Annotated in this window: 31 protein-coding genes, 1 pseudogene and 1 riboswitch; of the genes and pseudogenes, 19 read left to right on the plus strand and 13 right to left on the minus strand. The window is 64.9% G+C overall.

What is annotated here, in order from left to right; translation table 11 throughout:
• Positions 1–10: 10 nt before the first annotated feature.
• Positions 11–601, minus strand: a complete 591-nt coding sequence (locus tag ACKLLE_RS13505) for a DUF2796 domain-containing protein (protein ID WP_420058248.1) — start codon at positions 599–601, stop codon at positions 11–13.
• A gap of 129 nt (positions 602–730) precedes the next feature.
• Between ACKLLE_RS13505 and ACKLLE_RS13510 the strand changes: the two genes are divergently transcribed.
• Positions 731–1072 (plus strand): hypothetical protein, encoded by a 342-nt coding sequence (locus ACKLLE_RS13510; protein ID WP_420058249.1) that lies wholly within the window; start codon positions 731–733, stop codon positions 1070–1072.
• 86 nt (positions 1073–1158) lie between these two features.
• Here the strand turns inward: ACKLLE_RS13510 and trxA are convergent, their stop codons facing one another.
• The 3 genes and pseudogenes from trxA to ACKLLE_RS13525 form a co-directional block, all read right to left on the minus strand.
• Positions 1159–2031: a thioredoxin gene (trxA, locus tag ACKLLE_RS13515; RefSeq protein WP_009397448.1), complete on the minus strand. Its 873-nt coding sequence runs from the start codon at positions 2029–2031 to the stop codon at positions 1159–1161.
• A 31-nt stretch (positions 2032–2062) separates the two neighbouring features.
• Positions 2063–2723, minus strand: a pseudogene (locus ACKLLE_RS13520) (class I SAM-dependent methyltransferase).
• Positions 2724–3173: a YbaY family lipoprotein gene (locus tag ACKLLE_RS13525; protein ID WP_064302089.1), complete on the minus strand. Its 450-nt coding sequence runs from the start codon at positions 3171–3173 to the stop codon at positions 2724–2726.
• Positions 3174–3282: 109 nt separating this feature from the next.
• On the opposite strand from ACKLLE_RS13525, the gene nrdR reads away from it, so the two are divergent.
• The 11 genes from nrdR (at position 3283) to ACKLLE_RS13580 (ending at position 11149) form a co-directional block, all read left to right on the plus strand.
• A complete protein-coding gene (gene nrdR, locus ACKLLE_RS13530; protein ID WP_009397445.1) occupies positions 3283–3747 on the plus strand; it encodes a transcriptional regulator NrdR in 465 nt (154 codons plus the stop codon).
• Positions 3748–3749: 2 nt separating this feature from the next.
• On the plus strand, positions 3750–4880 hold the full coding sequence (gene ribD, locus ACKLLE_RS13535) for a bifunctional diaminohydroxyphosphoribosylaminopyrimidine deaminase/5-amino-6-(5-phosphoribosylamino)uracil reductase RibD (protein ID WP_420058250.1): 1131 nt from the start codon (positions 3750–3752) through the stop codon (positions 4878–4880).
• Between the two features lie 46 nt (positions 4881–4926).
• The gene (locus ACKLLE_RS13540; RefSeq protein ID WP_009397443.1) at positions 4927–5592 is read left to right on the plus strand and encodes a riboflavin synthase; all 666 of its coding nucleotides are present in this window, start codon (positions 4927–4929) and stop codon (positions 5590–5592) included.
• Between the two features lie 19 nt (positions 5593–5611).
• On the plus strand, positions 5612–6703 hold the full coding sequence (gene ribBA, locus ACKLLE_RS13545) for a bifunctional 3,4-dihydroxy-2-butanone-4-phosphate synthase/GTP cyclohydrolase II (protein WP_009397442.1): 1092 nt from the start codon (positions 5612–5614) through the stop codon (positions 6701–6703).
• 90 nt (positions 6704–6793) lie between these two features.
• Complete coding sequence (gene ribH, locus ACKLLE_RS13550) at positions 6794–7270, plus strand: 6,7-dimethyl-8-ribityllumazine synthase (protein WP_009397441.1); 477 nt, start codon at positions 6794–6796, stop codon at positions 7268–7270.
• Entirely contained in the window at positions 7267–7767 is a 501-nt protein-coding gene (gene nusB, locus ACKLLE_RS13555) for a transcription antitermination factor NusB (RefSeq protein ID WP_009397440.1), read from the plus strand. The genes ribH and nusB overlap by 4 nt, the downstream gene beginning before the upstream one ends.
• An 18-nt stretch (positions 7768–7785) precedes the next feature.
• A complete protein-coding gene (thiL, locus tag ACKLLE_RS13560; protein WP_009397439.1) occupies positions 7786–8751 on the plus strand; it encodes a thiamine-phosphate kinase in 966 nt (321 codons plus the stop codon).
• Positions 8748–9251, plus strand: a complete 504-nt coding sequence (locus ACKLLE_RS13565) for a phosphatidylglycerophosphatase A family protein (RefSeq protein WP_009397438.1) — start codon at positions 8748–8750, stop codon at positions 9249–9251. The genes thiL and ACKLLE_RS13565 overlap by 4 nt, the downstream gene beginning before the upstream one ends.
• Positions 9252–9264: 13 nt before the next feature.
• Entirely contained in the window at positions 9265–9999 is a 735-nt protein-coding gene (locus ACKLLE_RS13570; protein WP_420058252.1) for a substrate-binding periplasmic protein, read from the plus strand.
• Positions 10000–10115: 116 nt separating this feature from the next.
• Positions 10116–10733 (plus strand): GTP cyclohydrolase II, encoded by a 618-nt coding sequence (gene ribA / locus ACKLLE_RS13575; protein WP_009397436.1) that lies wholly within the window; start codon positions 10116–10118, stop codon positions 10731–10733.
• Positions 10730–11149, plus strand: a complete 420-nt coding sequence (locus tag ACKLLE_RS13580; protein ID WP_009397435.1) for a hypothetical protein — start codon at positions 10730–10732, stop codon at positions 11147–11149. Before ribA ends, ACKLLE_RS13580 begins: the two co-directional genes overlap by 4 nt.
• Positions 11150–11375: 226 nt before the next feature.
• On the opposite strand, the gene dxs is transcribed toward ACKLLE_RS13580, so the two are convergent.
• From dxs to ACKLLE_RS13625, 9 genes are all read right to left on the minus strand, one after another.
• Positions 11376–13274 carry a 1-deoxy-D-xylulose-5-phosphate synthase gene (dxs, locus tag ACKLLE_RS13585; RefSeq protein ID WP_420058254.1) on the minus strand — a complete coding sequence of 633 codons (1899 nt, stop codon included), beginning with the start codon at positions 13272–13274 and terminating at the stop codon, positions 11376–11378.
• 153 nt (positions 13275–13427) lie between these two features.
• Positions 13428–14315 (minus strand): (2E,6E)-farnesyl diphosphate synthase, encoded by an 888-nt coding sequence (gene ispA, locus ACKLLE_RS13590; protein ID WP_009397433.1) that lies wholly within the window; start codon positions 14313–14315, stop codon positions 13428–13430.
• Positions 14312–14554, minus strand: a complete 243-nt coding sequence (locus ACKLLE_RS13595) for an exodeoxyribonuclease VII small subunit (RefSeq protein ID WP_064302083.1) — start codon at positions 14552–14554, stop codon at positions 14312–14314. The genes ispA and ACKLLE_RS13595 overlap by 4 nt, the downstream gene beginning before the upstream one ends.
• 138 nt (positions 14555–14692) lie before the next feature.
• Complete coding sequence (locus ACKLLE_RS13600) at positions 14693–16234, minus strand: ABC transporter substrate-binding protein (protein ID WP_420058255.1); 1542 nt, start codon at positions 16232–16234, stop codon at positions 14693–14695.
• Positions 16235–16266: 32 nt separating this feature from the next.
• Entirely contained in the window at positions 16267–17241 is a 975-nt protein-coding gene (locus ACKLLE_RS13605) for an ABC transporter ATP-binding protein (protein ID WP_420058256.1), read from the minus strand.
• Positions 17238–18224 carry an ABC transporter ATP-binding protein gene (locus tag ACKLLE_RS13610; protein ID WP_420058257.1) on the minus strand — a complete coding sequence of 329 codons (987 nt, stop codon included), beginning with the start codon at positions 18222–18224 and terminating at the stop codon, positions 17238–17240. The genes ACKLLE_RS13605 and ACKLLE_RS13610 overlap by 4 nt, the downstream gene beginning before the upstream one ends.
• The gene (locus ACKLLE_RS13615; protein WP_420058258.1) at positions 18221–19078 is read right to left on the minus strand and encodes an ABC transporter permease; all 858 of its coding nucleotides are present in this window, start codon (positions 19076–19078) and stop codon (positions 18221–18223) included. The genes ACKLLE_RS13610 and ACKLLE_RS13615 overlap by 4 nt, the downstream gene beginning before the upstream one ends.
• On the minus strand, positions 19075–20022 hold the full coding sequence (locus ACKLLE_RS13620; protein WP_420058259.1) for an ABC transporter permease: 948 nt from the start codon (positions 20020–20022) through the stop codon (positions 19075–19077). Before ACKLLE_RS13620 ends, ACKLLE_RS13615 begins: the two co-directional genes overlap by 4 nt.
• Before the next feature lie 3 nt (positions 20023–20025).
• Positions 20026–20913, minus strand: coding sequence for a proline iminopeptidase-family hydrolase (locus ACKLLE_RS13625; protein ID WP_420058260.1), 888 nt, complete (start codon positions 20911–20913; stop codon positions 20026–20028).
• 175 nt (positions 20914–21088) lie between these two features.
• On the opposite strand from ACKLLE_RS13625, the gene ACKLLE_RS13630 reads away from it, so the two are divergent.
• From ACKLLE_RS13630 to ACKLLE_RS13660, 7 genes are all read left to right on the plus strand, one after another.
• On the plus strand, positions 21089–21850 hold the full coding sequence (locus tag ACKLLE_RS13630) for a LuxR family transcriptional regulator (protein WP_064302077.1): 762 nt from the start codon (positions 21089–21091) through the stop codon (positions 21848–21850).
• A 97-nt stretch (positions 21851–21947) separates the two neighbouring features.
• Complete coding sequence (locus ACKLLE_RS13635) at positions 21948–22847, plus strand: proline iminopeptidase-family hydrolase (protein ID WP_009397424.1); 900 nt, start codon at positions 21948–21950, stop codon at positions 22845–22847.
• Between the two features lie 221 nt (positions 22848–23068).
• Positions 23069–23237: riboswitch (yybP-ykoY riboswitch) on the plus strand.
• A 3-nt stretch (positions 23238–23240) separates the two neighbouring features.
• Positions 23241–23807: a manganese efflux pump MntP gene (gene mntP / locus ACKLLE_RS13640; protein WP_064302076.1), complete on the plus strand. Its 567-nt coding sequence runs from the start codon at positions 23241–23243 to the stop codon at positions 23805–23807.
• Positions 23808–23810: 3 nt separating this feature from the next.
• A complete protein-coding gene (locus ACKLLE_RS13645; RefSeq protein WP_420058261.1) occupies positions 23811–24677 on the plus strand; it encodes a hypothetical protein in 867 nt (288 codons plus the stop codon).
• A gap of 80 nt (positions 24678–24757) precedes the next feature.
• Positions 24758–25231: a DUF6882 domain-containing protein gene (locus ACKLLE_RS13650; protein ID WP_420058263.1), complete on the plus strand. Its 474-nt coding sequence runs from the start codon at positions 24758–24760 to the stop codon at positions 25229–25231.
• A gap of 92 nt (positions 25232–25323) precedes the next feature.
• Positions 25324–25602 carry a type II toxin-antitoxin system RelE/ParE family toxin gene (locus tag ACKLLE_RS13655; RefSeq protein WP_064302073.1) on the plus strand — a complete coding sequence of 93 codons (279 nt, stop codon included), beginning with the start codon at positions 25324–25326 and terminating at the stop codon, positions 25600–25602.
• A complete protein-coding gene (locus tag ACKLLE_RS13660) occupies positions 25602–25889 on the plus strand; it encodes a HigA family addiction module antitoxin (RefSeq protein ID WP_064302072.1) in 288 nt (95 codons plus the stop codon). The genes ACKLLE_RS13655 and ACKLLE_RS13660 overlap by 1 nt, the downstream gene beginning before the upstream one ends.
• The last annotated feature ends 169 nt before the right edge of the window (positions 25890–26058 follow it).

The raw sequence follows: 26058 nt of genomic DNA on the forward strand, positions 1-26058 counted from the left end.
GATAGGTGGCTTAGAAGTTGATCGTAGCGTTTGCCGGCGTGGCTTCGACACCTTTCTGGCCACTTGGCCCGATCAACTGGACCTGGATCTTCTGGGTCGAAGGGTAGGTCTTGAACAGCGGGGCCAGGTCCAGGCTCCGCAAGGCATCCGGCTTGGCACATTCGAAGCGGTAGTGGGCGTGGATATCGCTGTGGCCTTGCTCATGCTCGTCGCCATCACCGTCGTCATCCTTGGCCGGGGCATCGCCGAACAGCGGGCTTTGCAGCTCCTGGTCGCTGTCCTTGCAATTGGCAGCGGCGGTCAGGCCGAACAGCTTCAGCGGTTGTTCCAGCTGGGCACGCACGGCGGCCACCTTGGCCTTGTCGGCATCGCTCTGGGCCGCATGCTCGAAGCCCACCAGGTTCATTGCCGGGCTTTCCAGTTCCAGTTCCAGGGTATTGCCGTCGAGCACGGCGTTCAGGTGGGCGACGCCGTGTTCGTGGGCGCCCAGTGCGCCATGGGCGTGGTCGTGCTCATGATCATGATCGTGGTCGGAATGCGCGGAGGCGGTGAAGGCCAGGGGCAGCAGCGCGAAAGGCAAGGCAAGCAGCAGGCGACGCATGGGCGGAACTCCGGGGAGGTTTTGGAAAGATTTTGAAATGTTATAACAAAGTAGAATCCGCTCGCCAGTCTCCCTTGGCGTTCTTCGACCGGCATGGGAGCATGGCCGCCTGAAAACGGAGGACGCGACGTGCGAATTCGAGGACATATCGGCGAATGGCCGGTGGATCTGACCATCGAGCTGGGTCCGGAGGAATGGGCAAGCCTGGCGCGGGCGGGCGAGCCGGTAGCGACGCCGGTCAGCAGTGCAGCGCCGGTAGCGCAGGCGCGGCCGGATGACACTCTATGGCTGGCGGCGAAGGAACTGCTGCGCAAGGCGGGGGAAATGCAGGGGCCGGCGTTGCTGGAGTTGCTTGAAGGCCTGGCCGGGAGCACGGCGGCGGGCAAGCGCCTGCTGGTGCGGCTGCGGCATAGTGCCGAGGTGAAGGTGGAAAGCGGGGCGGATGCGCCGGTGTATCACTGGATCGGCTAGGTACTCTTTCGGGCCCTATCGCTGGCAAGCCAGCTCCCACAGGTCCGTGTGGGAGCTGGCTTGCCAGCGATAGGGCCGGAACTGACTCAGTAGAGTGCTGCGAACAACTTGCGCCGGTAGGTCCCCACCAGCGGGTGGTCATTGCCCAGCAGCTCGAAGACCTGCAGCAAGGTCTTGTGCGGCAATCCGCCTTCGTACCCGCGGTTGCGCTTGAACAGCTTCAGCAGGCCTTCCAGCGCCGCCTCGTACTGCTGGCGCGACAGTTGCTGGATGCTCAACTGGTAAGCCGCCTCGTCATCCTCGGCATTCTGCGCCAGGCGCGATTTCAGTTCGGCCACTTCCGGCAGGTCCCTGGCCTGGCGCAGGAAGGTCAACTGGGCCTTGGCGCCGGCCAACGCTGCCTTGTGCTCGTCGCTCTTCACGGCGTCCAGCACGGTCTGCGCTTCCACCAGCTCGCCACGTTCGGCCAGGCAGCGGGCATAGAGGATCAGCGCTGCGGCGTTGCTGTTGTCCTCGGCCAGCAGTGCCTTGAGCGCGGCTTCGGCCTCGCTGTAGCGCCCGTCGTTGAACAGCGCCTGGGCCAGCTCCAGCGGATCGGCCGCGGCCGGTGCGGGCAGTTGCACATGGGGTTCGAGCATGGCGCGCACCGCCGATTCCGGCTGGGCACCGGCGAAGCCGTCGACCGGCTGGCCATCCTTGAACAGCACCACGGTAGGCAGGCTGCGGATACCGAAGCGGGCGACGATGTCCTGTTCGATATCGCAGTTGACCTTGGCTAGCAGCAGTTCGCCCTGGTACTCCTCGGTAATCTTCGCCAGCATCGGCATCAACGCCTTGCACGGCGCGCACCAGTCGGCCCAGAAGTCCACCAGCACCGGCTTGTGATGGGAGTTGGCGATCACCACCTGATCGAAGTTGGCAACGGTGGTATCGAAAATGTACGGCGATTCCTGACTCATCTCGACTCTCGCGAACGCATGAATGACGCCACTATAAGGCCCCGCGGCTGGCGTGGTACAGGCTCACCTGGCGAAACTCGTGGGGCTCGGCCAGGTCCGGCAGGGTCAGGGCATGCAGGGTATCGAGCCGGCGGTAGAGCGGATGCTGGAAGTCGCGCACCCGCGAGTCGGCTACCAGGGCCTGCCGGCCGCGGCTGAGGAACTGGTCGAGCAGCGGCAGGTTGGCCCGATCGTAGAGCACGTCGGCGACCAGGATCAGGTCGAAGCGATCGTCCTCGGCGAAGAAGTCGCTCCGAATAGCTCAGCTGCACCTCATTGAGTTCCGCGTTCGCCCGGCTGGCCTGCAGCGCCAGTGGGTCGAGGTCGCAGGCAACCACTTCCAGGGCACCGGCCTTCGCCGCCGCGATCCCGGCAATCCCGGACCCGGCGCCAAAATCCAGGACCCGCTTGCCCGCGACCCACTCCGGGCGCTCGGCCAGGTAGCGGGCCATGGCCAGGCCGCTGGCCCAGCAGAAACTCCAGTATGGCGGCTCGTCGAGAATGCGCCGGGTTTCCTCGGGGCTGAAGGCACGATCCATGTTATCGGCGTCGATCAACCAGAGTTTCAGCGGGCAGTCCGGCAATTCGCTGGCCACCAGGCGCGCATCGCCCAGCAACCCGCTCAACGCGGCCTGCAGTTGAACGGGCGCCATCTACGGCGCCTTTTCCAGTTGCAGCGGGCCGAAGGCTTGGGTTTCGGCACGGGGCACGCTGACCGGCTTGAGGTGCAGGATCAGTTGTCCGGACTGGCTGGCGCGGGCACGCAACTCCACCCGTCCACCGGCTGGGAAGACCTCCGGATTGAAGCGCAACTGGAACGGCAGGGCCTGGCCGGTACCGTCGTAGGTATCGCTGGCCAGCAGGCGCTGCGGGCGGCCGCGCTCGTCGATCACCAGCAGGGCGACCTCGACTTCGGCGCCCCGGGGAATATTGGTGAAGCTGCCGCTCAGTTCGCGCTGGTAGGCAGGCAGCGGCGTCGGCACATGAACATGCCTGGCCACGGGCTTGGCCGGGGCCTGGGGCGGTACTGGCTTGGGGGTTTCGCTGCTGCAGGCGGTCAGCAGGGTGGCGAAACCGAGCACGGCGAGCGCTCGAAACGACATGGATAAATTCCTTAGGGGGCGTATTTCCTCACTGGATGGTAACCCCTTTGGCTTGTCTTGCCAGTCGGATGCGCTACCATGGCCCTCCCTTTTTTTGTTGCCTGCCACCATGCACTGTCCCTTCTGCGGTGCCAACGACACCAAAGTCATCGACTCGCGACTGGTCGCCGAGGGCGAGCAAGTGCGCCGCCGCCGCGAATGCGTGGCCTGCGGCGAGCGATTCACCACCTTCGAGACCGCCGAACTGGTCTTGCCGCGCCTGATCAAGCAGGACGGCACCCGCCAACCCTTCGACGAAGACAAGCTGCGCGCCGGCATGCAGCGCGCGCTGGAAAAGCGTCCGGTCAGCGTCGAGCGCCTGGAAGCCGCACTGGCCCATATCAAGCACAAGCTGCGGGCCAAGGGCGAGCGCGAGGTCAAGTCGCTGGTGGTCGGTGAGCTGGTCATGGCCGAACTGCAAAAGCTCGATGAAGTGGCGTATATCCGCTTCGCTTCCGTGTATCGACGCTTCCAGGACCTCGACGAGTTCCGCGAAGAGATCGACCGCCTGGCCCGAGAGCCGTCCAAAGAGTGAACATGTCCACAGAACGCGCCGTGCTCGACGCTCACTACATGGCCCGCGCGCTGGAGCTGGCGCGCAAGGGCGTGTACTCGACCCATCCGAATCCGCGGGTAGGCTGCGTGATCGTGCGTGACGGGCGCATCGTCGGCGAGGGCTGGCATGTGCGTGCCGGCGAACCCCATGCCGAAGTCCACGCCTTGCGCGAGGCCGGCGAGCTGGCGCGCGGTGCCTGTGCCTACGTGACCCTGGAGCCGTGCAGCCACCACGGACGCACGCCGCCTTGCGCCGAAGCGCTGGTCAAGGCCGGGGTGAGCCGGGTGGTCGCCGCAATGCAGGACCCCAATCCGCAGGTCGCTGGCAATGGCCTCAAGCGTCTGGCCGACGCCGGGATCGAAGTCGCCAGCGGTGTGCTCGAAGCCGAAGCCCGGGCGCTCAACCCCGGTTTCCTCAAGCGCATGGAGCATCGCCTGCCGTTCGTCCGGGTCAAGCTGGCGATGAGCCTGGATGGTCGCACCGCCATGGCCAGCGGCGAAAGCCAGTGGATCACCGGCCCGGCGGCGCGCTCTGCCGTGCAACGCCTGCGCGCCCGCTCCAGCGTGGTTCTGACCAGTGCCGCCAGTGTGATCGCCGATAACGCACGGATGACCGTACGCGGCGATGAACTGGGCCTGGATCCCGAGACCACCGCCCTGGCATTGGCGCGTCCGCCACTGCGCGTGCTGATCGATGGCCGGCTGCGCCTGCCGCTGGACGCGCCGTTCTTCCAGGCCGGCGCGGCGCTGGTGGTCACCGCCGCCGAAGACGATCCGCGCTATGCCGCCGCCGGCCACCAACTGCTGCGCATACCTGGCGAGAACGGCCAGGTCGACCTGCGCCAGTTGCTGGTGGAACTGGCCCGTCGCGACATCAACGAGGTGCTGGTGGAAGCCGGCCCCGGTCTCGCCGGCGCGTTCGCCCGGCTTGGCCTGATCGACGAATACCAGCTGTTCATCGCTGGCAGGTTCCTTGGCTCCACCGCGCGCCCGCTGCTCGACTGGCCGCTGGCGCGGATGAGCGAGGCACCGGCCCTGAAAATCATCGAAATGCGCGCGGTTGGCGATGACTGGCGAGTCACTGCCGTCCCCGCGCCTGCCCCAGGCGTATAATTCGCGGCTTGCGCCTGGCGCGGCCCTGGTCTCCGAGGAGGACCCCATGTTCACCGGCATCATCGAATCCATCGGCAGCATCCGCGCCATCACTCCCAAGGGCGGCGATGTGCGTGTCCATGTCGAAACCGCCAAGCTCGACCTGAGCGACGTCAAGCTCGGCGACAGCATCGCCGTCAACGGCGTCTGCCTGACCGCCGTGGAATTGCCGGGCGACGGCTTCTGGGCCGACGTCAGCCGGGAAACCCTGGACTGCACCGCCTTCTCCGACCTGAAGGCCGGCAGCCGGGTCAACCTGGAAAAGGCCCTGACCCCGAGCAGCCGTCTTGGCGGTCACCTGGTCAGCGGTCATGTCGACGGCGTCGGCGAGATCATCTCCCGCGCCGATAACGCCCGCGCCATCCAGTTCCGCGTGCGTGCGCCCAAGGAGTTGGCCAAGTACATCGCCCATAAGGGCTCGATCACCGTCGATGGCACCAGCCTGACGGTCAATGAAGTCGATGGCGCCGAATTCGAGCTGACCATCGTCCCGCACACCCTGGCCGAAACCATCATGGCCGACTACCGCCCGGGTCGTCGGATCAACCTCGAGGTCGACCTGCTTGCCCGTTACCTGGAGCGCCTGCTCCTGGGTGACAAAGCCGCCGAGCCGAGCAAAGGCAGCGGCATTACCGAAAGCTTCCTGGCCGCCAACGGCTACCTGAAATCCTGAATTGAGAAGGGGGTGCCGCGTGGCGCTCAACACCATCGAAGAACTGGTCGAAGACATCCGCCAGGGCAAAATGGTCATCCTGATGGATGACGAAGACCGCGAAAACGAAGGCGACATCATCATGGCAGCCGAGTGCTGCCTGCCCGAGCACATCAACTTCATGGCCAAGCACGCCCGCGGCCTGATCTGCATGCCGATGACCCGCGAGCGCTGCGAAACCCTGAAGCTGCCGCTGATGGCGCCGCGCAACGGTTCCGGCTTCGGCACCAAGTTCACCGTCTCGATCGAAGCCGCCGAGGGCGTCACCACCGGCATCTCCGCCGCCGACCGCGCCCGCACCGTACAGGCTGCCGCCGCCAAGGACGCCAAGGCCGAGGATATCGTCAGCCCCGGTCATATCTTCCCGCTGATGGCCCAGCCCGGCGGTACCCTGGCCCGCGCCGGGCACACCGAGGCCGCCTGCGACCTGGCGCGCATGGCCGGCTTCGAGCCCAGCGGGGTTATCTGCGAGGTGATGAACGACGACGGCACCATGTCGCGCCGTCCCGAGCTGGAAGTCTTCGCCGCCGAGCACGGCCTGAAGATCGGCACCATCGCCGACCTGATCCACTACCGCATGATCCACGAGCGCACCATCCAGCGGATTTCCGAGCAGCCGATCGAGAGCGAGCTGGGCGAATTCAACCTGGTCACCTACCGTGACGCGGTGGAAGGCGACGTGCACATGGCCCTGACCCTGGGCAAGATCTGCGCGGAAGAGCCGACCCTGGTACGCGTACACAACATGGACCCGCTGCGCGACCTGCTGCTGGTCAAGCAGCCGGGCCGCTGGAGCCTGCGCGCGGCCATGGCCGCCGTGGCCGAGGCCGGCAGCGGCGTGGTGCTGCTGCTCGGTCATCCGCTGGACGGCGATGTGCTGCTGGCGCATATCCGCGAAAGTGCGGGCGATGCTCCGACCAAGGCGCCGACCACCTACAGCACCGTCGGTGCCGGTTCGCAGATCCTGCGCGACCTCGGCGTGCGCAAGATGCGCCTGATGAGTTCGCCGATGAAGTTCAATGCGATATCCGGATTCGATCTGGAAGTTGTAGAATACGTGCCCTCCGAATGAGCCGACGGTGTTTGACCGTTGCCCGTTCGTGACCAAAACTCCCACAGGCCGCGTTCTTGCGGCCTGGCTCTTTAAGATGAGAATCCCGCAATGTCCCTGAAGACCATCGAAGGTACCTTCATTGCCCCCAAAGGTCGCTACGCTTTGGTGGTTGGCCGCTTCAACAGCTTCGTCGTCGAAAGCCTGGTGAGCGGTGCCGTTGACGCCCTGGTTCGTCATGGCGTGAGCGAAAGCGACATCACCATCATCCGTGCCCCGGGCGCGTTCGAAATCCCCCTGGTCACGCAGAAGGTCGCCCAACAGGGTGAGTACTCCGCGATCATCGCCCTGGGCGCCGTGATCCGTGGCGGTACTCCGCACTTCGAATACGTTGCGGGCGAATGCACCAAGGGCCTGGCCCAGGTGTCCATGGAGTTCGGTATTCCTGTCGCCTTCGGTGTGCTGACCGTCGATTCCATCGAGCAGGCCATCGAGCGTTCCGGCACCAAGGCCGGCAACAAGGGCGCCGAAGCCGCGCTGTCCGCACTGGAAATGGTCAGTCTGCTGGCGCAGCTGGAGGCCAAGTGATTAGCGACGAAAGCGATCGTTTCAACCCGCGCGATCCGAAACCCGCCGATGCCGGCAAACCCTCGAAAAGCGCCAAGCGTCGCGAAGCCCGCAAGCTCGCGACCCAGGCCCTTTACCAGTGGCACATGGCCCAGCATTCGCTGAACGAGATCGAAGCGCAGTTCCGGGTCGATAACGATTTCAGCGATGTCGACGGTGCCTACTTCCGCGAGATCCTTCACGGGGTGCCGGCCAAGAAGACCGAAATCGACAACGCCCTCAAGCCTTGCCTGGACATGGCCCTGGAAGAACTCGACCCGGTCGAGCTGTCCGTGCTGCGCCTGTCCGGCTGGGAACTGCTGGTGCGTCACGACGTGCCGTACCGCGTGGTGATCAACGAGGGCATCGAACTGGCCAAGGTCTTCGGTTCCACCGACGGCCACAAGTTCGTCAACGGTGTTCTCGACAAGCTTGCACCCGTGCTTCGCGAAGCCGAAGTGAAGGCGTTCAAGCGCTGATCGTGGCGCTGCCTGTCCATGGGTGAGTTCGAGCTGATCCGCCAGTTCTTCGCCGCCGCGCCCTGTGCGCAGGGTGGCGAAGGCATCGCCTTGGGCATCGGTGACGATTGCGCGCTGCTGGCGCCGGGGCCCGGCGAACAGCTGGCGATCTCCACCGACACGCTGGTGGCCGGGGTGCATTTCCCTGTCGTCAGCGATCCTTTCCTGCTCGGCCAGCGCTCGCTGGCGGTCGCTGCCAGCGACCTGGCTGCCATGGGCGCCACGCCGCTGGCCTTCACCCTGGCCCTGACCCTGGCCGAGACCGATCCGGACTGGCTGCGCGACTACGCCCGCGGCCTCAGCCGGATGGCCCGGCAGTGCGGCCTGACCCTGGTCGGCGGCGACACCACCCGCGGCCCCCTGAGCCTGACCATGACCGTGCTCGGTCGCGTGCCTGCCGGGCAGGCGCTGACCCGGGGCGGTGCGCAGGTCGGGGACCTGGTCTGCGTCGGTGGCGAGCTGGGCAATGCCGCCGGCGCCTTGCCCTTGGTGCTGGGTGAACGTCAGGCCGATGCAACCCGGGCCGAACCGCTACTGTCCCAGTATTGGTCGCCTTCGCCGCAGATTGCGCTGGGCCAGGCCCTGCGTGGCAAGGCCACGGCGGCCCTGGACGTATCCGATGGTCTGCTGGCCGATTGCGGACATATCGCCACGGCTTCCGCGGTTGCCTTGCGCCTGGAAGTGGAGCGCCTGCCGTTGGGTGAGGCGCTGACCGCGTTCCTAGGTCTCGAGGGTGCACGACAGGCGGCGCTGACCGGTGGAGACGACTACGTGATCGCCTTCACCCTGCCGCCTGCCGAGCTGCCCGGTCTGCTGGCCGAGGGCTGGCCAGTGCATGTGGTGGGTCGGGTCGAAGCCGGCAGCGGCGTCAGCCTGCACGACGCTCAGGGCCGCGATATCACTCCTGCCGTGCGCGGCTATCAACATTTTAGGGAGACACCGTGACCGACCACCCCAACCAGGTGCCAGCGGAAAACGTTCCGCCCTCGGTCTGGCGCAATCCGTGGCATTTCCTGGCTTTCGGCTTCGGCTCGGGCACCATGCCCAAGGCCCCTGGAACCTGGGGCTCGCTGGTGGCGTTGCCGTTCGTGCCGCTGTGGCAGATGCTTCCGGACTGGGGCTACTGGCTGATGCTCGGCCTGACCATGCTGTTCGGCTTCTGGCTGTGCGGCAAGGTGGCCGATGACCTCAAGGTCCACGACCATGAAGGTATCGTCTGGGACGAGATGGTCGGCATGTGGATCACCCTCTGGCTGGTGCCGGAAGGCTGGCTGTGGCTGCTGGCCGGATTCCTGATGTTCCGCTTCTTCGACATCCTCAAGCCATGGCCGATTCGCTGGATCGACCGGCATGTGCATGGCGGCGTGGGCATCATGCTCGATGATGTGCTGGCCGGGGTCTTCGCCTGGCTGGCCATGCAAGTGCTGGTCTGGAGCCTGGTTTAAAGGGAGTCGCACGATGCGCAAGTGGTTGTTGCTGGTCGCCATGCTGGCCGGGATGGTGGGCGTGGCGCGGGCCGAAGGCCTGCCGACGGAGGTGCGTCTGGCCAGCGAGGCCTGGCAGGACTACACCAACGCCGATGGCACCGGCGTGGCCTGGGATGTATTGCGCAGGGTGTTCGAGCCGGCCGGGGTCAAGGTCAAGGTGCTCAGCGCGCCTTACACCCGGGCCATCGGCCTGGTGAATCGCGGTGAGGCGGATGCCTGGGTCGGCTCCTATCAAGAGGAAATGTCCGGCAACCTGTACCCACGTTGGAATTTCGACTCCGATCATATCTACGCCTTGGGCCTGGCCCGCAAGCCGCAGCCGACTCCGGCCAACCTTGGCCAGTTCCGCCTGTCCTGGGTGCGCGGCTACGACTACCAGCGCTACCTGCCCAACGTCGGCTACTACCGCGAAGTACAGCGCCGCGACGGTATCCTGCCGATGCTCGAGCGCGAGCGGGTGGACTTCTATATCGATGCCCAGACCGAGGTCAACCATGTGCACGCCCAGGCCGAGCACCCGGAGGACTTCCGCAGTACCCATGTGGCGGAACTGCCTTTGTATCTGGCATTTGGCGATACCCCCGAAGGCAAGGCGTTGCGCGACCTGTTCGACAAGCGCATGGACGAACTCGTGCCCAGTGGCGCACTGAAGCCGATTTTCGAGCGCTGGAAGCAGCCTTATCCCTTCGAAAAGCCTGTGCGCTAGGTTATCCAGCATCGAACTTTTCGATCTTTTGCCTCAGCAATTCAGCATAAGCAGCTGTGGCAAGCTGCTGTTACAATCGGCCCACGTCAATTTTCATGCATATTCAGGAGCACAAGGTGCCCGTCGTTTTCGTTGCTGCCTCCAAGCTGCCTACTCCTTTCGCGACCTTCACCATGCACGGTTTTCTCGACGAAGCCACCGGCCGCGAGCACGTCGTGCTCAGCCTCGGTGATGTCGCCGACGGCCAGCCGGTGCTGGGCCGCCTGCATTCCGAATGCCTGACGGGCGATGCCCTGTTCAGCCAGCGGTGCGATTGTGGTTCGCAGCTTGAAGCAGCCCTGCAAGCCATCGCCCGGGAAGGGCGTGGCGTACTGCTCTACCTGCGCCAGGAAGGCCGTGGCATCGGCCTGCTGAACAAGATCCGCGCATACGAGTTGCAGGATGGCGGTGCCGACACGGTCGAGGCCAACGAGCGCCTGGGCTTCGCTGCCGACCAGCGCGACTACGGCATGTGCCGGCCGATGCTGGAACACCTGGGCGTTGGTTCGTTGCGCCTGATGACCAACAACCCGCGCAAGGTCAAGGCCCTGACCGACATGGGGATCGTCGTTGCCGAGCGCGTGCCGCTGCATACCGGGCATAACCCGCACAACAAGCACTACCTGGCCACCAAGGCCGGCAAGCTCGGCCACATGATGGGCAACGAGCACCAGGGCGAGGCCGGTCGCGCGTGACCCGCAGCCAGGTACGGACTCGCCTGGCCCTGGCCTGGTGGCAATACCTGGCGGTAGCGCTGGCGCCCTTGATCGTCTTCGCCTGGGCTTTCGGTGGCATGGACCCGCTCATCCCGGTCCTGGCCATGCCGATGTTCATTGGCGGCATTGCTTCGATGTTCCTGACCCTGCCGCGTTTCGGCGTGTACAAGCACGCCCTGATCGCCACCGGCAAGGCGCTCGATAGCGAGGCCGAACCGGCTGCCTGGATCGAACTGGCCAGGGTTCGCCGCCTGGGCATGCTGTTCGCCTGCCTGCCGGCCTGGGTCGCCGCGCTGTCGGTGTTCGTCGGCCTGGAGGCAGTGCCGCAGATCCTGCTGGCGATCTCCAGCGTGGTCATCCTGTATCTCTACCGTCTTCCTCGCCAACTGGCCTGATGCACGGAAGATACACGGCTGTTCCATAGCAATCGCCGACAAGCCAGCTCTCATAGAACAAAACATAACTCTTTGATTTGCAGGGACCTTGTGGGAGCGGGTTCACCCGCGATTGCTACTGTGAATTCACTACCGCAATCGCGGGTGAACCCGCTCCCACAGGTACTGCACAAACCTCAAGGCCTGTGCTGAACCTGTGGGAGCTGGCTTGCCAGCGATGAGGCCCCTACAGGCCCAGAAGCTCCATGCGCTTGCGCACCGAAGCTTCGATCCCCGCGGTATCCAGCCCGCACTCGGCGAGCATCTGCGCCGGCTTGGCATGCTCGACATACACGTCCGGCAGTCCCAGGTGCAGCAAGGGCTTGAGCACGGCTTCGCGAGCCAGGAACTCGCCCACCGCCGCACCGGCGCCGCCCATGATGGCGTTCTCTTCGATGGTCACCAGCAGGTCATGACTGCCGGCCAGCTCCAGCACCAGTGCCTCGTCCAGTGGCTTGACGAAGCGCATGTCCACCACCGTGGCGTCCAGCGTTTCGGCAACCTTCAGTGCCTCGGCCAGTTGTACGCCGAACACCAGCAAGGCGACCTTGCTGCCCTGGCGGCGAATCACTCCCTTGCCGATTTCCAGCGGTTCCAGGCTGTCTTCGATCGGCGCATTCGGGCCGCTGCCGCGCGGGTAGCGCACCGCCGCCGGGCCGTTGTACAGGTGGCCGGTGCTGAGCATGCGGCGCAGTTCGTTCTCGTCGCTCGGGGTCATCACCAGCATGCCGGGGATGCAGCGCAGGTAGGACAGGTCGAAGCTGCCGGCGTGGGTCGGGCCGTCTTCGCCCACCAGGCCGGCGCGGTCGATGGCGAACAGCACGTCGAGGTTCTGTACCGCGACGTCATGGATCAACTGGTCGTAGGCGCGCTGGAGGAAGGTCGAGTAGATCGCCACCACCGGCTTGGAGCCCTCGCAGGCCATGCCCGCGGCCAGCGTCACCGCATGCTGCTCGGCAATGGCCACGTCGAAGTAGCGCTGTGGATAACGTTCGCTGAAGGCCACCAGGTCGGAGCCTTCCTTCATTGCCGGGGTAATGCCCACCAGGCGCTCGTCGGCGGCAGCCATGTCGCACAGCCATTGGCCGAACACGGCGGAATACTTCGGCCCGCCGGCCTTTTTCGGCGCGGCGGCGGGGGCATCCAGGGGTTCCAGCTTGGTGATGGCGTGGTAGCCGATCGGATCGACCTCGGCCGGGGCGAAGCCCTTGCCCTTCTTGGTCACTACATGCAGGAACTGCGGGCCCTTGAGATCGCGCATGTTGCGCAGGGTAGCGATCAGGGTCGGCAGGTCGTGGCCGTCGATCGGGCCGATGTAGTTCCAGCCCAGCTCTTCGAAGAGGGTGCCGGGGACCAGCATGCCCTTGGCGTATTCCTCGGTGCGGCGGGCGATTTCCCAGGCGCCGGGAAGCCGCGACAGGACCTTCTTGCTGCCCTCGCGCATGCTCGCGTAGGTGCGGCTGGAGAGGATCTTGGCCAGGTAGTTGGACAGCCCGCCGACATTGCGCGAGATCGACATGTCGTTGTCGTTGAGGATGACCAGCATGTCGGCGTTGACTTCCTGGGCATGGTTCAACGCCTCGAAGGCCATGCCGGCGGTCAGGGCGCCGTCGCCGATCACCGCGATGGACTTGCGTGCCTCGTTGCGCAGGCGGGCGGCGATGGCCATGCCCAGGGCGGCGCTGATCGAGGTGCTGGAGTGGCCTACGCCGAAGGTGTCGTATTCGCTCTCGCTGCGTCGCGGGAAGGCGGCCAGGCCATCCTTCTGGCGCAGGGTATTCATGCGCTCGCGGCGACCGGTGAGGATCTTGTGCGGATAGGCCTGGTGTCCGACGTCCCACACCAGGCGGTCATCCGGGGTGTCGAAGACATAGTGCAGGGCGATGGTCAGCTCGATGACGCCCAGGCCGGCGCCGAAGTGACCGCCGGTCTGGCCGACGCTGTAGAGCAGCTCCTGGCGCAGTTCGTCGGCCAGGTTCTCCAGGTCGGCTTCGGCCAGGCGCCGCAAACCGGCAGGCGTGGCGGCACGGTCCAGGAGCGGCGTGACCGGGCGTTCGCGTGGGATCTCTTGAAACGTCGTGGGCATCAGGCGAGTCGTTATAGGTTTGAAGACGCGGCAGTTTACCCCATTGGGGAGAGACTGCACATTTTGTGGGTGACTGTCAGGGCCTCATCGCTGGCAAGCCAGCTCCCACAGTTCAGGCGGTGAGTCCTGGCTTGCCAGCGATTGGGGCACCGATCAGTTGCGGCGTTCGACGATGTAGCGCGCCAGCGCCCGCAGCGGTTCGGCGGCTGCGTCGAATGGACGCACGGCGTCGATCGCCTGGTCGCGCAGTTCCAGGGCATAGGCCTTGGCCGCGTCGAGCCCGAGCAGCGCGGGATAGGTGGGTTTGTCGCGGGCGATATCGGCGCCCTGGCGCTTGCCCAGGGTGGCGGTATCGCTTTCCACGTCGAGGATGTCGTCCTGCACCTGGAAGGCCAGGCCGATGGCCTGGGCATACTGCTGCAGGGCCTTGAGTTCGGCGTCGCCAGCGCGTTCGCTGGCCAGGGCGCCGAGGCGCACGCTGGCTTCGATCAGCGCACCGGTCTTGTGCCGGTGCATGAATTCGAGAGCGGCCTGGTCCAGCTTGAGGCCTACCGAACCGAGGTCGATGGCCTGGCCGCCGACCATGCCGGCAGGCCCGGCCGCCTTGGCCAGGGTCTGCACCATGGCCAGCCGGGTGGCATCGCTCTGCGAACTAAGGCGCGGGTCGAGCAGGGCGCTGAACGCCAGGCTCTGCAAACCATCGCCGGCCAGGATCGCGCAGGCCTCGTCGAAGGCCTTGTGGGTAGTCGGCTGGCCACGCCGCAGGTCGTCGTCGTCCATCGCCGGCAGATCGTCATGCACCAGCGAATAAGCATGGATCAGCTCGACCGCGCAGGCCGCGCCATTGGCCTGTTCGGCTGTGCCGCCCAGGGCTTCGCAGGCGGCATAGGCGAGCAACGGACGGACGCGCTTGCCGCCGTTCATCACGCTGTAGCGCATGGCTTCGTAGAGCCGGGTGAGTTCCACCGAAGGCGCCTGGAACAGCGGCTCCAGGGCAGCATCGACCCGTGCCTGGCAGGCGGTCTGGTAGGCGCGGATCATTCCGCCTGTTCCGCGTCGAAGGGCTCTGCGGCCAGTTCGCCGTCGCGTTCCAGAAGGATCTGCACCTTCTGTTCGGCCTGGGTCAGGGCGCCCTGGCAGTCGCGGGTCAGGCGGATGCCTTGCTCGAAGGCGGTCAGCGAGTCTTCCAGCGACAGCTCGCCGTTCTCCAGGCGCTCGACAAGGGCTTGCAGGTCGGCGAGGGATTGCTCGAAATCGATGGCGGCTTTTTTTCGGGCCATGGCGTCTGTCTCGGTGGCGGTTCTGAACGGCGCGACACTAGCAGAGCAGGGCATCCGGGGCAAATTGGTGGCAGGTTCTTTGGTCGCATGGCAACGGCCTTACCGCCGGCATTCCAGCGGTAAGGCCGAGCGCACGACTCAGTTCTGCGCGGTTTTCACGCCAGGCTCCAGCTTCACCGTTTCTTCCAGGGTGAAGCGCCCCAGCGGGTTCTGCAGGAAGTTCTGGATATTGCTGCGCGAAATGTTGATGTACGGGCTGTAGTACAGGTCGATCCAGTGCACGTCCTGCTTGGCCAGTTTCTGCAGTTCTTCGTACATCTGGCCGCGCTTGACCGGATCGGTCTCGACCCGCGCCGCAGCCACCAGGTCCTTGACCTTGTCGTTCCTGTAGCGGGTCATGTAGTTCTGGTTGCTGTCATGCCCGAGCACGAAGGTGGTCTTCTGGTCGGGGTCGAGCACGTCGTTGGTCCAGTACATCACCGACAGGTCGTAGTCGCCGTCCACCAGCATCTGCCAGCTCTGGGTCGGATCGACCTTCTGCAGGTTGGCTGTGATGCCGACATCCGCCAGTTGCTTCTGCACCAGTACGGCGATCTGCTCGTCGGCTTCGTTGCCGGCATTGACCACGTAATTGACCTTGAGCCCTTCGGCCCCGGCCTTCTTCAGCAGTTCGCGGGCCTTGGCCGGGTCGTAGGGGCGCTGCAGGTTGTTGGCGTTGTGGTACAGCGCACCCTTGGGAATGTACGAATAGGCCGGCTCGCCATGACCGAAGGTGACAGTTTCCACCAGGGCCTTCTTGTCGATCGCCAGGTCGATGGCCTCGCGCACTTCCTGTTTGCCCAGCAGGCCTTTCTCGTGGTTGATCAGCAGGTGGTCTTCGCGGGTCGACGGGTCGATGTGGACGGTGACCTTCTTGTCCTTTTGCAGGTCGTTGACCTGGGAGAAGGGCACGAAGATGGCCGAGTCCAGCTCGCCGGCCTGGACCTTGAGCATGCGCGTGCGGTCATCCGGGATGGAGATCCACTCGACGCCATCCAGGCTGACCTTGTCGGCTTCCCAGTATTGCGGGTTCTTTTCCAGGATCACGCGGTCGCCGCGCAGCCACTCCTTGACCTTGAATGCCCCGGATACCACCGGATTCTGCGCGTATTCCTCCTCGCCGAGCTTTTCGATGGCTGCCTTGGACACGATGGATACGTTGGCCGTGGCCAGTTGCGCGAGGAAGGGCACCGACTTGCTATGCAGGGTCACCACCAGGGTGTGGGGATCCTTGGCGACGGCCGTGTCGATGATCTTGTAGGAGTCGGCCCAGAGCGAGCCGGGGTTATCGCGAATGCGCAGCAGGGAGAAGGCGGCGTCCTCGGCGGTCAATGGCGAACCGTCGGAGAACTTCGCGGGACGGATCTTGAAGGTGTAGGTCAGGCCGTCGTCGGAGATGGCCCAGCTTTCCGCCAGGCCGGGGACCAGCCTGGTGCCGCTGTTGTCCACCCGCACCAGCACGTCGTAGACGTTGGCGAAGACCCAGTTGTCGCGGTTCTGCGCGGTCTTGATCGGGTCGAAGGTGGTGCTTTCCTCACGGCAGCCAATGGTCAGCACCCCTGCGGCGTGGGCGACGCCGGTGGTCAGGGCGCTGGCGGCCAGCAGGGCGGCGGTGAGTAACTTCAATGCTCCGGGTTTCATGCTCAAGCTCCATTTGATGAAAGGACGTTAGGTCAGGACAGCGGCTCCGGGTGGACGCAGGTATGGCGTCGTGTACCCAGGGAATGGGTCGGCGGCGCGCTTTCCCGGCAGGCCGGCAGTGCGCGCGTGCAACGGGGATGGAAGGCGCAGCCGGTGGGCAGGTGCAGCGGGCTCGGCGGCTCGCCCGGCAGCGGTTGCTCGGGCAGGCGGCGGGCCGGATCGATATCGGCGATGGACTGGATCAGCGCAGCGGTATAGGGGTGGCGTGGCGCATCGAAGACCTCGTGTACCGGGCCTTCCTCGACGATGCGCCCGAGGTACATCACCGCCACGCGGTCGCACAGGCGGCGAACCACGGTGAGGTCGTGGGTGATGAACAGCATGGCGAGGTCCATGCGCTCGCGCAGTTCCAGCAGCAGGTTAATGATCTGGCCCTGGATCGACACGTCGAGGGCGGCGACGCATTCATCGGCGATGATCAGTCGCGGTTCCACCGCCAGGGCGCGGGCGATGCCGACCCGCTGGCACTGGCCGCCACTCAGCGAGCGCGGCTTGCGCCCGGCCAGTTCCGGGCGCAGGCCGACCAGGCTCAGCAGTTCGGCGACCCGTTCCGGTACCTGTGCCTCGGGCACCTTGCGCTGCACCCGCAGTACCTCGGCGATGATGTCGCCGATGCGCTGGCGCGGATTCAGGGCGGTGTACGGGTCCTGGAAGATCATCGCGGTCTCGTGGCGCAGGCGGGCGATATCGGCCGGGCTGCCCTGGGCCATGTCGATGCCGTCGAAGAGAACCTGCCCGCCGGCCACCGGGTTCAGGTGCAGGATGGCCCGGGCCAGGGTGCTCTTGCCGCAGCCGGACTCGCCCACCAGGCCGAGGGTTTCCCCGGCGGCCAGGTGCAACGACGCACCATTGACCGCGCTGACCTTGCGCGGACGCAGGCTGAACAGGCCGCTGCCGGCGGCGGGAAATTGCACCTGCAGGTCGTTGACCTGCAACAGCGTGGTCATGAGGCAACTCCGTGCAGCAGCGGTGTATGGCAGGCCAGGCGGTGGCCGGGCGAAATCTCCCGCAACTGTGGCAGGTGCTCGCGGCACATAGGCGACGCCAGGCCGCAGCGTGGGCTGAAGCGGCAACCCGCGGGCATGTCGCCGAGCAGCGGCGGCTGCCCGCCGATGGTGTTCATCAGGCGCTGGCCGCTGTCCGCCGCCGGATGGCAAGCGAGCAGGCCGGCGCTGTAGGGGTGTTGCGGGCGCTTGAGAATCTGCATCTTGCTGCCGTGCTCGCATAAGCGCCCGGCATACATCACGGCGATGCTGTCGCAGGTCTGGGCGACCACGCCGAGGTCGTGGCTGATCAGGATCATCGACAGGCCGCGGCGGTCGCGCAGGTCGAGGAGCAGCCGGAGGATCTGCGCCTGCACGGTGACATCCAGCGCCGTGGTCGGCTCGTCGGCGATCAGCACCTTCGGATTGCAGCCCAGGGCCACGGCGATCATCGCCCGCTGGCGCATGCCGCCGGAGAATTCGTGCGGGTAGTTGTCCACCCGGGATTGCGGGTCGGGAATGCCGACCTGGCGCAGCACCTCGATGGCCTCGGCCCGCGCTTCCCGGCGCGAGGCTCCCTGGTGCAGGCGGATGCCCTCGGCGATCTGCTCGCCGATGCGCATCAGTGGATCGAGGTGGCTGCTCGGATTCTGGAAGATCATCCCCAGTTCGCGGCCACGCATGCGGCGCATGCCGGCATCGTCCAGCTGCAGTAGGTCGGTTCCGCCCAGGCGCACCGCCGTGCCTTCGACGCGCAGTTTCGGCGAGGGCAGCAAGCGCATCAGCGCGCGGCAGGCCATGGTCTTGCCCGAGCCGGATTCGCCCACCAGGCCGAGGATCTCGCCTTCGCCAAGGCTGAAGGACAGGCGATCGACCACGGCGACATCGCGTTGATCATTGCGAACAATCACGCTCAGGTCCTCGACCTGCAACAGCGGCGTGCTCATGAGCGGTCTCCCAGGCGTTCGGCGACACCGTCGGCGAGCAGGCTGAAGCCCATCGCCAGGGTCACCACGGCCAGGCCCGGAAAGGTGCAGATCCACCAGGCGCTGGTGATGAAGCTCTGACCTTCTGCAACCATCGTGCCCCACTCGGCGGTGGGCGGCTGCACGCCTAGGCCCAGGTAGCTGACCGCTGCACCGTTGAGCAGCACCAGCACCGCGTCGGACATGCAGAACACCACCGAACTGAACAGGGCGTTGGGCATCAAGTGCCCGAAAAGGATGCGCCGGTGGCTGAAGCCGAGGCTGCGGGCGGCGAGGGCGAAATCGCTTTCCTTGAGGATCAGGACCTGCGAGCGGATCAGCCGTGCATAGGAGACCCAGCCGACCAGGGCCATGGCGATATAGAAACTGCCCAGTCCGGGGCCGAGGATCGCCATGATTGCCAGCATCAGGACCAGGAAGGGGAAGGCCAGGACGATGTCGATCAGGCGCATGCACACCGCGTCCAGGCGTCCGCCGATGTAGCCGGAGATGGCGCCGATGCAGGTGCCGAGCAGGAAGGGGAAGATCACCCCGACCAGGGCCATCTGCAAATCGATGCGTGCACCCCAGATGACCCGGGAGAGGATGTCGCGGCCGAAGTTGTCGGTGCCGAAAGGGTGCGCCAGGCTCGGTGCCATCAGGCGCAGGTCGCCATTCTGCAGCAGCGGGTCGTAGGGGGCGACCCATGGAGCGAGGAGGGCGAGCAGGCCCCAGCCAAGAACGATGGCCAAGCCGAAATACAGGGTCAGGCGGCCATCGCCCAGGTTCCAGCGCAGGCGCCAGCGGCTCGGGATTGCGATGCTGGGGCTGCTCATTGGATCTTCACCCGCGGGTCGATGGCCGTGGTGACGATATCAGCGATGAAGTTCACCGCTACCGTGGCACAGGCCAGCACCATGGCCACGCCTTGCACCACCATGTAGTCGCGGGTAAAAATGCCGCGCACCAGCAACTGGCCGATGCCGGGCAGGGAAAACAGGCTTTCGATGACCACGGTGCCGCTGATCAGCCAGCCGATGTTGACGGCCAGCAGGTTGACCGTCGGCACCATCGAGTTGGGCAGCACGTGGCGGCGGAACACCGCGTTCTCGGAGAGACCGCGGGCGCGGGCGGCGGTGACCTGGTCGGACTGCATTTCCACCAGCATGCTGGCGCGCAGGTTGCGCACCAGTACCGCCGACAGCGCCAGGGCGATGGTCAGGCAGGGCAGCACCAGATGGTGAAGTTTTTCCGGCCATTCCCGGCCATAGCCGGAAACCGGGAACAGGCCCCAACGCACGCTGAACAGCAGGATCAGCATCAAGCCCAGCCAGAACGCCGGCAACCCGAGCCCGGCCGTGGTGAACACACGGATCAGATTATCGATCCAGCCGCCCTTGTTGCGCGCCGCGAGGGTCGCCAGCGGCACGGCGATCAGCAGTGCCAGGAGCACGCTGCCGAACACCAGCATCAGGGTCGGCTCGATCCGCGTGGCGATCAGCTTCAGCGCATCGACCCGATACAGCAGGGACTGGCCCAGGTCGCCGTTGAGCAGGTTCTTCAGGAAATACAGGTATTGCACCCAGATCGGCTCGTCCAGGCCGAACTGGGCGCGGATCTTCTGGATCGCGTCCGGCGTGCTGCGCGCGCCGAGCAGTACCCGCGCCGGGTCGCCGGGGATCGAGCGCACCAGCACGAAGGTGATGAGGCTGATGCCCAGCAATACCGGGAGCAGTTGCAGCGGGCGGGTCAGGACGAAGCGGTAGCGCGCCAGGTTCATCGATCAACCCCGGTGGCGCTGCAGGAAGTCCAGCAATACCGGGTAGTACGCCTCGGGTTCCTCGTAGAACGGCATATGGCTGCTGTTGGGGAACACATGCAGCTCGGCGTCCTTCAGGGCCAACTTCATGCGCATGGCGCAGGCCGGGGTAAGTTCGTCGTGCTGCCCGGTAGTGATCAGCACCGGCATGTTGAAGTCGCCCATTTCCTTGAGGCGGTTCCAGTCCTTGAGATTGCCGATATAGAGGAACTCGTTGGGCCCCTGCATGGTGGTGTACGGGCCCATGTTCCAGTCGCCCAGCGAGCGCTGGATCGGCGCCGGCCATTCATCGAGGCGGCAGACATGCCGGTAGTTGAGCAGGGTGATCGCGGCCTGGTACTGCGGATGGTCGAGCTGCCCCAGGGCCTCGAAACGCTGCATCATCGCCACGGTTTCGCTGCCAAGGGCGCCGCGCAGGCGTTCCAGCTCGCTGGACAGGTGCGGGATATCGCCGACGGTGTTTTCCAGGATCAGGCTCTTGAGCGCCTGCGGATGATTGATGGCGTACTCGATCGCCAGCCAGCCGCCCCAGGAATGCCCGAGCATGTGCACACGGCCGAGGTCGAGGGCCTGGCGCACGGTTTCCACTTCGGCAACGTAGCGGGTGATGTTCCACAGGGACGGGTCGTCGGGGCGGGCGGACTTGCCGGTTCCCAGCTGGTCGAAGGTGACCACGCGCAAACCCTTGTCCTTGAGCCACGAATGGGCCTCGCGAAGGTAATCGCAGGGTAGCCCGGGGCCGCCATTGAGGAGCAGCAGCACCTCGTCGCCTTCACCATAGCTGTACACCACGAGATTGTGGCCATCGACCGTCACGTCGAACTGCTGGTCAGGTTGCATCTCACGCCACATCGCTACTCTCCTGTTGGCATTGGCTTGCAGCTATACCCTGCGCAGGAGACGGCAGTGCCCACAAGCTAGTATTTCCTATAGGTTTGTGGTGGCAGTCCGGCGCCGGGCCGTGGCATTCTACTTGTCGGACTTCAAGATGGAAATCCAACAGGGGTAACACGCAGGAGTGCAAGGAATGCAGGCCAAACTGGCTGATCTCGACCATCGTCTGTTGTCTGGCAGGAGCCTGGACGAGCAGATGGACAGCGTTGCCGACGTGGCAGCGGACCTGGGCTTCGAAGCCCTGGTCTATGACTACAGTCCCGTTCCACTGGACCACGTCGGCGAACTCATCACCCCGGCGATCCTGCGGGTGCGCAACACCCCGCATGACTGGCAGGACCTCTGGTGCGCCGAAGGCTATTACCAGATCGACCCGGTGCAGCACCTTGCGCTGACGAGCATTTCGCCGTTCGTCTGGTCCTACCAGCCCAAGGGCGACACCATCCTCCAGCGTTTCATCGACAGCCGGCATGCGCCGGTGGTCGGCTATCTGCAGGATGCGCAACTGGCCTGTGGCGTGACCGTGCCGATCCACCTGCCACGCGGCGGCTTCGCCACCCTCACCGGCCTGCGCCCGCAGACCAGCAGGCGTGACCTCGACGAGGCCCGCGAGCATCTCGCTGACTTCAGCCTGGTCGCCCACGCGCTCCAGGAAGCCGCCTACCCCTTGCTCGACAAGGAGTGTTCGCCGCAGGTCATCCGCCTGACCCGCCGCGAACGCGAGTGCCTGCGCTGGGCCGCCGATGGCCTGACTGCGGCGCAGATCGCCGAGCAATTGAACCGCTCGCTGGCCACCATCTCCCTGCACCTGACCTCGGCCATGCACAAGCTGGGTGCCAGAAATCGTGTCCAGGCGGTAGCCCGTGCCGTGCATTACCGGCTTTTAGAGGACTGATAGCGGAAAAATCGCGAAAACCTAGAGAATTCTCTAGTTATGCCCGAGGCACGTGGCGGCTATGGTATGCCCTACGATCCGCACGGAGCCCGATGAAATGGAACTCATCAAATCGCGTGAAGGCTTTGCCCCTTTCGGTAGTTATCAGACCTGGTATCGCGTCACCGGTGACCTGGAATGCGGGCGCACCCCGCTGGTCATCCTGCATGGCGGCCCGGGTTGTACCCATGACTACGTCGATGCCTACAAGGATGTCGCGGCCGGTGGCTACCCGGTCATCCACTACGATCAGCTCGGCAACGGGCGCTCGACCCATCTGCCGGACATGCCGCCGTCCTTCTGGACCGTGAGCCTGTTCCTCGAAGAACTCGACAACCTGCTCGACCATCTGGGCATTCGCGACCGCTACGCGCTGCTCGGCCAGTCCTGGGGCGGCATGCTCGCCAGCGAGCACGCGGTACGGCGTCCAGCCGGGCTGCGTTGCCTGGTGATCGCCAACTCGCCGGCAGACATGCGCACCTGGGTCAAGGAAGCCAACCGCCTGCGCGAGGAACTGCCGCAGGACGTGCAGGACACCCTGCTGCGCCACGAGGCCGCTGGTGACTTCACCGCCGCCGACTACATCGCCGCGACCCGGGTCTTCTACGACCGTCATGTCTGCCGCCTCAACCCCTGGCCGGACGAAGTGGCGCGGACCTTCGCCCAGGTCGACGCCGACCCCACCGTGTACCACGCCATGACCGGGCCGAACGAATTCCACGTGATCGGCAGCACCAAGGACTGGACCATCGTTGATCGCCTGCCGCGCATCAATGTGCCAAGCCTGCTGATTTCCGGGCGTTATGACGAAGCCACGCCGCTGGTGGTCAAGCCATACCTGGACCTGATCCCGGGGATTCGCTGGGCGCTGTTCGAGAACTCGAGCCATATGCCGCACGTGGAAGAGCGGGTGGCGTGCATGGGGACTGTGGTGACCTTCCTCGACCAGAACCTCTGATGTTTTCTTGAGGGCCTCATCGCCGGCAACGCCGGCTCCCACAAGTTTGGCGGTGCTCGCGACCCTGTGGGAGCCGGCGTTGCCGGCGATGAGGCCCTGAAGAACAGCGGAGTTATCCAACCAGCAACCCAGCCTTGCCCATCCACCAGTTCCAACCTAGTCCAGATCCCTCTACCCTGCGGTTGATGTTTTTTTCACATCCGGGCCACTATATTGGCCACCCTTGTTGGGGAGTAGCCTGCTCCTGACCCTCGGTCATGAGCGTTCGCGTCAACATTCTCGGCAGCAGCCGTGGCGTGAACACCTTCTGGTTGGCGAGACCAACGGTGCAGCCATGCCTGGAGTCGGGCGTGTGGTTGCGTCGTTGACTCATAGCCCGACTGGATAGAAACCGTGAACCTGATTTCCCTTTTCTTCCTCGCCATGGCGATGTCCACCGATGCGTTTGCCGCCGCCATCGGCAAAGGCTCCAGCCTGCATAAACCGCGTTTCAGCGAAGCCCTGCGCACCGGCCTGATCTTCGGTGTGATCGAGGCCATCACCCCCGTCGTTGGCTGGGGCATCGGCCAGGCAGCGGTGCGGTACGTGGAAAACTGGGACCACTGGATCGCATTCGGCCTGCTACTGGCACTTGGCCTTCACATGATCTACAACGGTCTCAAGCACGAAGACGAAGCCGAAGAAAAAGCCAGCCAGCATTCCTTCTTCATCCTTGCCGTGACCGCGTTCGCCACCAGCATCGATGCCATGGCGGTGGGCGTGGGCCTGGCCTTCGTCGACGTGAACATCCTGGTCGCGGCAGCGGCCATCGGCATGGCTACCTGTGTGATGGTGACTGTCGGCGTGATGCTTGGCCGCGTGCTCGGCGCGATCGTCGGCAAGCGCGCCGAGATCGCCGGTGGCGTGGTGCTGATGCTGGTGGGCGCGGCCATTCTTTATGAACACCTGACGGCGGTCTGATCCATGACTCGACGCTTCTCTGTATTGCGCCAGCTAGTGCTTGCCGGCGGTGTGCTGGTCCTCGCCGCGCTGGGTTTCTTTGCCTGGCAGAGCTTCTACCCGGTGCAGGCTTCTGGCGACTGGAGCTTCCAGGTCGTCTACCGCGCCGTGCCCAAGGCGGCCTCCCTGGCGCCTTTGCCGGATGGCTCGTTGCTGGTCAGCCAGGAACTGCGAGGCAGCAAAGGCAGCATCGTGCGCATCCAGCCCGACGGCCAGCGCGAAACGCTGGTGGGCGGGCTGTCCAAGCCCGACGGCATGACCCCCGCGCTCGGTGGCTGGGTGTTCAGCCAGGAAGTGGGCAACGCGCCGGTCAGCCTGTTCAAGGACGGCCAGGTGACGCCGTTGTTCAGTGGCAACAATGTCCAAGGCTTGTTGAACGACGGCGAGGATCTCTACGCAATCGAGGATCGCAAGGGCGACGGCCGCCTGATGCGCTATCGCTGGAGCGACGGCTCGCTGACCGTGCTAAGGGAGGGTCTCACTGAAACCGAGTCGATTACCCGCTGCAGCGACGGCCGCCTGCTGTACAGCGAAAAGGAAGCCGGCCTGGTCCGCCAGTTGACCGAGGACCGCAGCGACCCGGTGCTTCTCAGCGGCCTCAACCAGCCCACCTTCCTCATGTGCGACCAGCGTGGCCTGTGGATAAGCGAGGACTCCACTCACCGCGCCCGCCTGCTGCTGGTGGATCCGCAGGGCGAGCAACGCACGGTGTTGTCCTTCCTCAAGGCGCCGCAATCCATCGTGGCTACCGGGCGTGGCACTTACCTGGTGGCCGAGGGCGGCCGCGATCGCGTGCTGGAGCTGCTGCCGCCGCCGTCCCCGCGGGGGTGAGGTGTATTTGCCGCGGCCTGGCGAATCGCGGCTACTCTTGATCGTTCCGGCCACGCCATCCGCAGCGTTCAGGAAACCTCATGATCAACGAACATTTCGACCGCTTCCTGCGGTCTGCCAAGGACGAACTCAAGGAAAAACAGCAACTGCTCGAAACCGAGCACCACCTCGCCGGCCACGCCCGATGGTCCTTCGACCAGGAGGCCGGTCTACTCGAAATGTACGACCTCGACGACAACAAGGTGGTCGAGGCCGATGTCATTCCCATCGGCAGCCATGCCGGCAATGACAACACCTGGCGCTGGGCCTGGAGCAACGAAACGCTGCTGCCCCGGCACCGTGAACGATCAGCGCCGCTCAAGGCCCTGGGTGATCTCACCGGGCTGGACCTGTTCGTCTCGGAGCAGGCGTTCTCCATCGACGACGAACCCATGGCCTGGGAACTGGCGGCGATCAGCGTGAAGTACCTGAATGCGCTGGGGGTATATCGGGCGCCGTATGGGCAGATGAATTCGTTTCTGGCGCTGACGGGGGTCAGGCGGGTTGGAGGGTAGTGCTCCGGTGCGTCATTGAGCGGATAGATTCGCACAAGCCGTTCGGTCGCTTCTGATTTGTTGCGTGTTGCGCAACATGCTAGGCTTGCCAAATGATCAAATCATTTCAGCACAAGGGGCTACGGAAGCTCTTCGAGACGGGCAGTACTGCCGGTGTACAGCCCGCTCATGCCAAACGGTTAAGGTTGCAATTGTCTGCGTTGGATACAGCGCGAGCGATAGACGATATGGACATCCCGGGCTTTCGTTTGCACCCTCTAAAGGGAGTAAAACAAGGGCGCTGGTCGATCATGGTGAACGGCAACTGGCGGCTGACGTTCGAGTTTCGCGACGGAAACGCTTATGTTCTGGACTATGAGGATTACCACTGATGAACATGCATAACCCTCCCCACCCAGGTGAGTTCATCACCGATATCTACCTTGAGCCGAACGGCATCAGCGGTCGTGAGCTGGCGGAAAAACTGGGTGTGGCGCCTTCGACCCTGAGCCGCGTCTTGAAGGGCTCGAGCCGTGTTACTCCTGAAATGGCCTTGAGGTTGTCGGTAGCGCTTGGTCGGTCGCCGGAAAGCTGGCTGGCCATGCAGGATGCTTATGATCTGTGGGTCGCGCGCAAGCATGTCGATTTGCAGCGAGTGGAGAAGCTTGCCATCGCGTGATCGGGAAGCGGGACAACGGAAATTAAAAAGCCGGCTTGTGGCCGGCTTCTCGGGGACAGTTCTGGCTGGCTTTTGGCAAGCCGCAACCGCCTTCAAATCGTTGGACGGCACCGCAGGGTGGTGCCGTATGAGCGAGGGCTGTGTGAGACCTCGCCCGGCCCGTGAGATG

It is taken from the genome of Pseudomonas bharatica, from assembly GCF_048586865.1.
GTDB lineage: Bacteria > Pseudomonadota > Gammaproteobacteria > Pseudomonadales > Pseudomonadaceae > Aquipseudomonas > Aquipseudomonas bharatica.